Raw genomic sequence first — 9277 nt, 5'->3', positions numbered from 1 at the left:
GGCGGCGCCGGACCGGCGGCGAGGAGGGCCGCCAGCCCGGCGAGCAGCGCGATGTGCCCGGTGGGGGACACCTGCGTCAGGCGTTCCGGGGCTCGACGAACATGCGCCCCTTCATCTCCATGTGCATCGCGTGGCAGAACCAGGTGCAATAGTACCAGTACACGCCCGGCTGGCTCGCCTTGAACGTCACCGAAGCGGTCGCCTGCGGCGCCACCTCCATGCTGACGTTGTAATTCACGACGCAGAATCCGTGCGTGAGGTCCTCGACCTCGTCGATGTTCGTCACGAACACCGTCACCTCGTCGCCCTGCTTCACCTGGAACTCGGTGAGGCCGAAGTTGGGCGCCGTGGAGGTCATGTAGACCCGCACCTTGCCGCCGTCGCGGACCACCTTCGAGTCTGCCGTGAGGTCCACGCCGTCGGCCTGGGCCTGCTTCACCGCGTCGGCGAAGAACGGGTCGTCGCGCTTCCAAACGTGCAGCGGGTTCACCTTGGAGCGGTGGATGATGGTCGCGTCGTGCGGCTCGGCGAAGCTCGGGCTGTCGTGGACGAGCGTCATCCGCTCGCCCGAGATGTCGATGAGCTGGTCGTTCTCGGGCTTCAGCGGGCCGACGTTGAGGTAGCGGTCCTTCGAGAACTTGTTCAGCGACAGCAGCCAGCGCCCGTCGGCCTCCTTGGTCTGGCCCATGGAGGTGTGGTTGTGCCCGGGCTGGTAGTGGACGTCGAGCTTCTGGACGACCGGGTTCACCTTCTCGCCCTTGTAGGCCCGCCGCGCGGCCTCGATGTTCCACTTGCAGACCTGGCTGTCGATGAACAGCGTGGTGTAGGCGTTACCCTTGCCGTCGTAGGCGGTGTGCAGCGGGCCGAGGCCCAGCTCCGGCTCGGCGACGATCACGCCGCGCGGCTCGATCTTGTCGTCGAACAGGCCGTCGAAGAGCCGGACGTCGAACACCGTGGCGGTCGGCGACAGCTTGCCGTTGGCCACGACGTGGATGCCGTCGGGCGCCGTGTTGATGCCGTGCGGGCTGTTCGAGACCGGCACATAGCGCGTGTAGGGCGAGCCGCGGCGGCCATCCAGCAAGGGCACGCCGCCGGTCCGCTGGAAGTCGCCCCGCCGCACCGCGTCCTCGATGCGCTTCAGGTTGAAGATGACGACCCAGTCCTGCTCGTTGGCCATCATCTCGGCCAGCGTCATGCCGTTCTCGGAGTTGTAGCAGGTGGCGAAGGCGTACTTGCCCTGGTAGTCGGCGTCCACGTTGTCGAGGTTGCCGTCCACGATCACCTGCCAGGCGACCTGCATGGTGTCGCCGTCCACGGCGCTGAAGATGGAACGGTACTTCGCCGGCTCGTCGAGCACGCGGCCGTCGTTGGGGACCGGCACCTGGTCCTCGCCGTTGGCGAAGACGTAGCCGGTGCGCGGGAACTTCTGGACGCGCAGGCCGTGCACCGTGTGCTGGTTCGGGATCTGGATGATCTTGTCGCACTTCATCACGTCGCAGCGGACCCGCGCGACGCGGGAGTTCGCCTTGTCGTTCATGAAGAGGTAGCGGCCGTCGTAGGTCCCGTCCGTGAAGGACATGTGCGGGTGGTGCAGGTCGCCGGTGTCGTAGGTGACCTTGCCTTGGCCGCGCAGCAAATCCCGCGCCTCGGGCGTGAGGCCCTCGGTGAGCACCTTGAGGCTCTCGTTGGTCTGGCCCCACCCGGTCGCGCTGTCGCGGTTGAAGACCGGCACGCGCATCAGTTCGCGCATGGAGGGCAGGCCGACGATGCGCAGCTCGCCGGTCTGGCCGCTGGAGAAGAACACGTAGTAGTCGTCGAGTTCGCCGGGCTTCACCTCGGTGCGGTTGGGCTGGGGCCGCGCGGCCGGACGCGCCGCCTGCTGGCGCTGCTGCGCCTGCGCCGGGGCAACCAGGGCCGCGGTCCCGGCGGCGGCGCCGGCGAGGCCCGCCGCCGCCGCGACGGACGCGGTGGAGCCGAGCAGCTTGCGCCGGCCGACGCCGTTGCCTGTGTTTTCGTCCTGCTGGGACATCCGGGCTGTCTCCTTGCTCATGGGGCGGGGGGCGCCGCTTCGGGCGCGGGCACCTTCGGCGGCGCCTTCGCGGGCTTCCCGTTCCGGGTGATGACGGTTTTCGGCGGGCCCTTGCCGCCGCCGGGCAGCGGTACCGCGCTCATGGCGACCTGCTTGTCGCGCTTCAGCCGTTGCTGGACGTTGTGCGGGCAGCGGTCCTCGGCGCGGTACAGTTCCTGGCAGTGCATGCAGTAGATGCACTCGTTCGGGTTGATGTGCCCCTCGGGGTGGATGCTCTGCACCGGGCACTCGCGCGCGCAGCGCTGGCAGGGGCTGCCGCACTCCTGCCAGCGCTTCAGCCACTCGAAGGTCCGCATCTTGCCCGGGATCGCCAGCGCGGCGCCGAGCGGGCAGAGGTAGCGGCAGAAGAAGCGCTCGATGAACAGCCCTGCGGCCAGCAGCCCCACGGCGTAGAGCACGAAGGGCCATTCGCGCTGGAACTTCAGGACGATGGCGGTCTTGAAGGGCTCCACCTCGGCCAGTTGCTCGGCCAGGGCGATGGAGTGGAGCGAAACGCCGAACAGCCCCAGGAAGACGATGTACTTCACGGGCCACAGGCGCTCGTGCAGGCCCCAGGGCACGCTGATCTGCGGCACCCTCAGCTTCTGGGCGGCGGTGGCCAGCAGCTCCTGCAACGCGCCGAACGGGCAGAGCCAGCCGCAGAACACGCCGCGGCCCCAGAAGATCAGCGCCGCCGCGACGCCCGCCCACAGGATGAAGATCAGCGGAGCGGACAGGAAATACGCCCAGTCGAACCCGGTGAGCAGCGCGCTGGCGAAGGTCAGCACGTTCACCACGGAAAGCTGCGCGTTGGCGTACCAACCGAGCCAAACCAGGGTCCACGCCAGGAAGCCCCGCCGCGCCCACCGGTACAGGGCGGGCCGGCGCACGAACTGGTCCTGGAAGAAGAACATCGCCGTCAGCAGCAGCAGCGCCGCCGCCGTGATGCCGATCTCCCAGGTCTTGGCCCACCAGATCCGCTGCCACAGCGGTTGGTCGAGCGGGTCGGCGTTCGCCGGCCCCGCCAGCGGCGGCGCAGCGTCCGCGGCTGTCGCGGCGCGCTGCTCGCGCCGGAGGTACGCCTCGGGCAACGCGTAGCCGAGTTCGAAGGGGAGGAACGCCTTGTCCCGCGCGCCGACCGAGCGCTGGACCAGGAGCCTCAGCTCCCAAGGCTCGGCCGGGTCCAAGGCGAAGTCCCCGGGCACGACGAACAGGGCGATCTCGCGCAGCGCCGGGGCTCCGTCCGCCGCGAGGTCGCCGAGGCGGGTGTGGTCGCGATCGCGGAAGCGGACGCTCCGGCCGTCCTGGGTCAGCTCGATCCGGTCGAAGATGCCGCCGCGGACGTAGCCGGAGCCCTTGAAGGAGTAGACGCCGTCGCCCGCGACGACGAGCGCTTGCTCGCCCGGCTTCAGGCGCTCGCGCAGCCTTTCGTAAGCCTCGTCGCCCAGCAGGCTTCGGCCGATGGTCGGCACGGACACGGGCGCGGCGTAGAGCTCGATGAAGGTCTCGTCGGGCGCGCCGGGTTCGGGGTTCGCCGCTGCTTCGGCGTTGCCCGAGCGCTCGAAGGCGTCGTTCACCTCGCCGATCGTGAGGTGCAGCCGCCGCACGGAGCCGTCGCCGAGCAGGCTTTCCCAATCGCGGATCTCGCCGGGGCCGGGCTCGATCGCCTTCGCCACGGGGGGCGTGGCGGCGGCCTGCGCAGCCCCCGCCCCCCCGCCGATCCGGCCGCTGCGGATGAGGCGCACCGCCGAGCGCACGACGCTGTCGGCCATGACGAGCACGGTGACGGTCGCGCCGCTGACGATGTCCGGCTGCGGGGCGTGGCCCGTCCCGCTTGCGATTGGAGCGGCCGGGGTGCCGATGAGCTTGTTGAGGGCCTCGACGATGCGCCGCTCCGGGATGCCGATCAGGACGATCGGCTCCTTGTGCTCGACCAGCTTGATGCCGCGGACCACGCCGTCCGTGTCGATGCCGACGACCAGGTGGATGGGCTTGCCCGAATAGCCCGTGGCGGTCGTCAGATCGGTGTTGAGGTAGGCGTAGCCGAGGAGGCGATCGCCCCCGTAGACCGGCGCGATCGGAGGGTCGCCTTGCTGGGCACCGAACCGATCGGCCCCGGCGAACAGCTCGGCGGGACGCACCTGCGGCAGATGGTCACCGAGGCGTCCCGCCGCCACTGCTTGCAGCGGCAGGCCGAAGAAGACCAGCGCCAGGAGCGCCCGCGCCAACGACGCGAGCCACACCCTTGCGACGGATTCGTGCGCCTTTCTGCGGAGCCGGGCCATTCCACTCTCGCCCGCCCTCGGTTCTGCGCCGGAGCGGATGGATGCGTTCCGGGAACGCGGTCGCCACGCCCCGGCCTCGCTCGACCGGACACGGCCGTCGCGGGGAGCGACTCGCCTCCGCTGGTTGCCGGTGCGTCCGAGCGGGGGCAGCCTAGTGCCGCCGCTCCGCGTGTTCTTTGTCCTGCCTCAAATTCGCGCCGCTCGGAAAGCCCTATCCTCCGCCGCTGTCATCCGGGGGCGCTCCCGGCCGCGGATCGGTCCAAGGGGAGAACCATGGCGCTGCTGCAGGCCGAGCCGCCCGAGCCGGTGCGGTCCCTCGGCGAGCTTTTCGCCATCGCCCACAAGCTCGAGCACGACGCCGCCTCGCACTACGACGGCCTCGCCGCACGGACGCGGGACGCTCCCGAGGCGGCGGCCGTGTTCGAGCGCTTGGCGGCGGAGGCGCGTGCCCGCGCCGCCGAGGTGGAGCGGTGGTCCGAGGAGCGCACCAGGAGGGGGCCTGACCCGTCGGCCGCGCTTTGGGCGCCGCGGGGCATGTTCGACGGGCCGGCAACGGGCGACGACGTGTCCCGCCGCCTCGAGACCGCCTACCGCGCCCTGTCGCTCGCCGTTAGGCACAAGGAGCGCGCTTTCGCCTTCTGGTCCTACGTCGTGGCCCAGGCCGGAGATCCTTCCGTGCGCCAGGCGGCCGCGGGCATGGCGGGTGAGGAGCTCGATCGCGCATCCGCCCTCCGCCGCGAACGGCGCCGTGCCTTCCACGCGGAAAGGCGCGCTTCGCGCGGGGCGGACGGGGGGCGGACGGCGCCCGGCGGCGCGCCCGGACCGACCCGGGACGCGGCGGCGCTTGAGCGGGAGCTCGCGGCCCTGTTGCGGGAGCTTGCGGCGGCCGCGGCGGGGCGGGGTGACGAAGACCAAGCGTCGGGCCTGCGGCGGATGTCCATGGACTCGGAAAGGATGGCCGAAGAGGCGGCGGCGGTTCGCGCCCTCGCCGCGGCGTCCGGGCGGGGCGTTTCGGCCGCCGCCGGCGGGGCAGGTGGCGGCCATGCTCCCTCGAAAGCCGCGCTGCGCTTGGCCGAGCAGGCCACCGAGCGCTACCTCGCCGCCGCCGAAGGCGCGAAGGACGAGGCCGCGATGCTGAAGGCGCAGTCTTTGGCAGAACGGGCCGTCGCGCGCTCGGCCCGGCTGGAAGCAATCCTGGGCTGAACCAAGCCGAGCCGCGATGCACGGCGGGGCCGCATAGAGCAGGTGGAACGACAGGCACGCCCCTGGATCGGTCCGCAGGGGCATGGGCGCGGATTGTTTTCGATGACGGCTGGTGCCATTTCGGCCCTGGCCACCCAGCCAGGACCGCTCGGGAGCGGTTTTCTTCCACGGCGGAAACGAAGCCGCTGGCAGACGTGGCGGACGCACGGGCGGTGCCCGGCGGCGGCGCTGTCGTTTTGCCCGGCGCCGGGCGGACGCTGGCGACACGGGGCACAAATTTGGAAGGGGCACCCCATGGTTGCGCTTGCCGAGCACCCCGTCCGATGAGTTCAGCCGTACGCGTCGCCCCGTCCGCGCTCCAGGGATTGTCTTTCTTCGATGGCCTGGACGAGCCGGCGGTGGCGGAAGCGGCCCGCATGGGGCGGGTGCGCCAATTGCGGAAGAACGAGAGGCTGTTCGAGCAAGGCGTGGAAGCGCGCGCCTTCCACGTGCTGCTGCGGGGCCACTTGAAAGCGGTGCAGACCGGGAACACCGGCCAGCGGGTGGTGGTGCGCTTCCTGGGGCCGGGCGAGCCCGCCGGGGTGCTCGCCCTGCTCGGCGCCGACCAGCGCTATCCGGCGAGCGCCTTCGCGGTGGTCGACAGCGTCGTGCTCTCCTGGGAGGGCGCCGCGCTGCAGGGGCTCTTGCGGTGCCATCCCGGCATCGCGTTGAGCGCCATGCGGGCCATGGGCGACCGCGTGCACGAAGCGCATGCGCGCGTCGGGGAGATGGCGGCCGAGCGCGTCGAGCGCCGCCTCGCCCATGCCTTGTTGCGCTTGGTGCGGCAGGCGGGCCCGCCCGGGCCCGGCGGCGTCGTGCGCATCGACTTCCCGGTCGGCCGCCAGGACATCGCCGACATGGCGGGCACGACGTTGCACACCGCGAGCCGCGTGCTGAGCGGCTGGGAACAGGCCGGCATCCTGGAGGCGGGCGGGAGGCAGCGCATCGTGGTGCGCCGCCCGCGCGCGCTGATGCGGATAGCGGATGAATGCGCGTAGCGAACGCGAACGGTGCCGCGGGCCCGGTTCGACTCGGCGGGTTGACGCGCCGCCGACAAGCGCCGCGCCCCTGCGGCCGGCCGCTTCCCGGAGCGCACCGGGGCTCGCGGCGGCCGCGCTTGCAAAGCGCCGGGGCGTTGGCGACCATGATCGCGGCGGCGCCGCCCGGGCGCGCGGTGCGCGACCCGGCCGCCTCGCGGCCGAGGGTGCCCGGCCACGCGCGGTTCCTGGCGGTGTCCGCGCCGATCCCGGTCCGGCCGCGGGCCGACGGGCAGCCGGGCTGAGGAGGCGGTTCATGCGACGGCGCGACCAGCCGGAAGCGGAGCGGGAGGAGGCGGTCGCCGTCGCGCCCGCGGCGGGCGGCGTCCGGCGCTTCGGACTGCTCGCGCTCGGGCACGCGAGCGTCGGCGCGGCGGCGTTGGGCGTCGTGCTGCCGCTGCTGCCGACCACCCCCTTCCTGCTGCTCGCCGTTTGGGCCTACGGCCGCGCTTCCCCGGCCTTGGCCGAGCGGCTGCGCCGCGACCGCCGCTTCGGGCCCGCCCTGCGTCGCTGGCAGGAGCGGGGCGAGGTGTCGCGCGGGGCGAAACGGCGGGCCTTCGTCGCGCTGGCCGCCGGCGCGGCGTTGACGGGGGCGATGGTGGAGAACGCCTTCGCGCTCGGCGCGGCGCTCGCCTGCATGGCCGGCGCGGCGGCCTTCATAGCCACCCGGCCTTCTTCCTCCAGCGATCCCGACCCGCGCGAAGGAGCGGAGTGAGGCGGCGCGCCGGCGTCCAAGGGACGGCGGCGTCGGGACGGAAGCGCCGCCCTGCGCGTGCGTCCGGCCGAACGGCCGGCGCGGCCGCTTCAACGGGGCGGCCCCGCCCCGGGCCCGTACTGGGGCGGATTCGCCAGCACCCGGTCGGGGCGCCGGAGGCCGTGCCGCTCCCCGAGGCGCGCGGCGGCCGCGAAGTCCTCCTGCAACCCGACCAGCGACGTGATGGCGAAGCGGCCGAGCTCGCGGTCTGTCGTGTGCGAAGCCTGGGTCTGGTACAGCTCAACGAACGCCGGGTGGACGTCGATCTGCGCCGCGAGGAATTCGCGGCCGAGGTCGCCGCCGCCACCCGGCGCGGCCGCGGTCCGGAAGCCTTCGAGCCGCTGCCTGGCACGGGCCATGGGACCACCGCCCGGTTCTTCCTCGCCCGTCCTCGGCGCGTCCGTTGACACGCCGCGCGCACGGGCGAGGCCGCGGACCTGCTCCGCCAGCCGGCGGTGCCGCTCCCCGAGGCTCGCGGCTAAGCGGCGCGTTTCCTCGTCGCCGGCCCGCTCCGCCGCCAGCGCCGCCGCCTCGGCCTGTGCGCCGCTGAGCGCGGCGGCGTTGCGCAGGAAGCGCGCGTCCTCCAGCGGCAGGCCCTGGCCCGGCTGGGGCGGCAAGCGCGGCGTGGGGTCGGGCGCGATGTTCGCTTGCGCGCGCGCCTTGCCGGCGGCGAGGGCGACCGGCGCGGCGGCGGCGGCGGCGGCGAGGAGGAGCGTCCGTTTGAACATCGTCTTGGCCCTTTCTGGGGTGCGTGGGCGGCCGGGGCGCACGCGCCGTTCCGGTTCCCGCCCGCCGCTTCAGCCCGCGACCTGCCGGTAGATCGCCGGCAGGGCGGTGGGCAGGCGGGAGATGTCGGGGAAGATGGCGTAGGCGCCCGGCCCGAAGAGGTACGGGAAGTAGTCGCGCGCCTCGCGGTCCACCGTGACGCCGAAAACCCGCGTGCCCGCGCGCCGCGCTTCGCGGATCGCCATGCGTGTGTCCTCCACCGCGTAGCGGCCCTCGTAGTGGTCGGCGTCGTTCGGCTTCCCGTCCGTGAGCAGCAGCAGGAGGCGGTGGCCGCGCGGGCGGTCGGCCAGGCGCCGCGCGGCGTGGCGCACCGCGGCGCCCATCCGCGTGTAGTGGCCGGGCTTCAGCGCCTGGATGCGCCGCAGGGCGCGGGCGTCGAACGGGTCGTCGAAGTCCTTCACGGTGCGGACCCACACCGCGTCGCGCCGGCGGGAGGTGAAGGCGAAGACGGCGTGCTCGTCGCCGCAGGCGTCGAGGCCGGCGGCCAGCGCCAGCAGCGCCTCCTTCTCCACGTCCAGCACGCGGCGGTCCTCGACCCAGGCGTCGGTGGAGAGCGAGACGTCCACCAGCACGGCGACCGCGAGGTCGCGCTGGTTCGTCCGCGCGGCGCTGAACAGGCGCTCGCTGCCCGGCGCGCCGGCGCGCCGGTCTGCGAGGGCGCGCACCACGGCCGAAAGGTCGAGCTCCTCCCCGTCCGGCTGGGCGTGCAGGATCTGGCGCCGCGGCCTGAGCGCCTCGAATTGCCGGCGCACGCGGCGGATGCGGCGGCGGGCGGCTTCGTCGGGCCGCCAGTCCTCGCCTTCGGCGGCGGCGGGCTCCGCGAGGACGCGGCAATGCGCCGGGTGGTAGGCGCGGCGCGCGTGGTCCCACTCCGGGTAGGTGTGCGCCTCGGGCGCGAGCTGCGCTGTCGCGGCGGCGGCGGGCGCGAGGTCCAGCTCCATCTTCAGCCGCGTCGCCGCCCGGCGCCGGTGCTGGACGACCGCGATCTCGTCGAGGTCGTCGGCGGCCTTGCGCGCGCCCTCCTCGTCGTCGTCCTCGACCGCGCGGGCGAGGTTCACCATCTCCGCGAGGCCTATGATGGTTTCGAAGCGGTTGAGCAACAGCG

At 73.0% G+C, this 9277-nt stretch carries 7 protein-coding genes; 3 read left to right on the top strand and 4 right to left on the bottom strand.

Annotation, left to right across the window (positions count from 1 at the left end; all coding sequences use genetic code 11):
• Nucleotides 1–76: 76 nt before the first annotated feature.
• A complete protein-coding gene (nosZ, locus tag ABD067_RS12255) occupies nt 77–2029 on the bottom strand; it encodes a TAT-dependent nitrous-oxide reductase (protein ID WP_343895585.1) in 1953 nt (650 codons plus the stop codon).
• A 17-nt stretch (nt 2030–2046) separates the two neighbouring features.
• Nucleotides 2047–4353 (bottom strand): 4Fe-4S binding protein, encoded by a 2307-nt coding sequence (locus ABD067_RS12250; protein WP_343895584.1) that lies wholly within the window; start codon nt 4351–4353, stop codon nt 2047–2049.
• Nucleotides 4354–4626: 273 nt separating this feature from the next.
• Between ABD067_RS12250 and ABD067_RS12245 the strand changes: the two genes are divergently transcribed.
• The 3 genes from ABD067_RS12245 to ABD067_RS12235 all read left to right on the top strand — a co-directional run bounded on the left by ABD067_RS12245 (nt 4627) and on the right by ABD067_RS12235 (nt 7347).
• Nucleotides 4627–5556 (top strand): ferritin family protein, encoded by a 930-nt coding sequence (locus ABD067_RS12245; RefSeq protein WP_343895583.1) that lies wholly within the window; start codon nt 4627–4629, stop codon nt 5554–5556.
• A gap of 323 nt (nt 5557–5879) precedes the next feature.
• On the top strand, nt 5880–6593 hold the full coding sequence (locus ABD067_RS12240) for a Crp/Fnr family transcriptional regulator (protein ID WP_343895582.1): 714 nt from the start codon (nt 5880–5882) through the stop codon (nt 6591–6593).
• A 295-nt stretch (nt 6594–6888) separates the two neighbouring features.
• Nucleotides 6889–7347: a DUF454 family protein gene (locus ABD067_RS12235; RefSeq protein WP_343895581.1), complete on the top strand. Its 459-nt coding sequence runs from the start codon at nt 6889–6891 to the stop codon at nt 7345–7347.
• A gap of 89 nt (nt 7348–7436) precedes the next feature.
• On the opposite strand, the gene ABD067_RS12230 is transcribed toward ABD067_RS12235, so the two are convergent.
• Together ABD067_RS12230 and ABD067_RS12225 are read right to left on the bottom strand one after the other, a co-directional pair.
• Nucleotides 7437–8114: a DUF4142 domain-containing protein gene (locus ABD067_RS12230; RefSeq protein ID WP_343895580.1), complete on the bottom strand. Its 678-nt coding sequence runs from the start codon at nt 8112–8114 to the stop codon at nt 7437–7439.
• A gap of 69 nt (nt 8115–8183) precedes the next feature.
• Nucleotides 8184–9277, bottom strand: a 1094-nt coding sequence (locus ABD067_RS12225) for a nitric oxide reductase activation protein NorD (RefSeq protein ID WP_343895579.1), incomplete at its 5' end; no start/stop codon positions are given.

This window comes from Craurococcus roseus, assembly GCF_039523795.1.
Lineage (GTDB): Bacteria > Pseudomonadota > Alphaproteobacteria > Acetobacterales > Acetobacteraceae > Craurococcus > Craurococcus roseus.
This window is presented reverse-complemented; position numbering and strand designations above follow the sequence as displayed.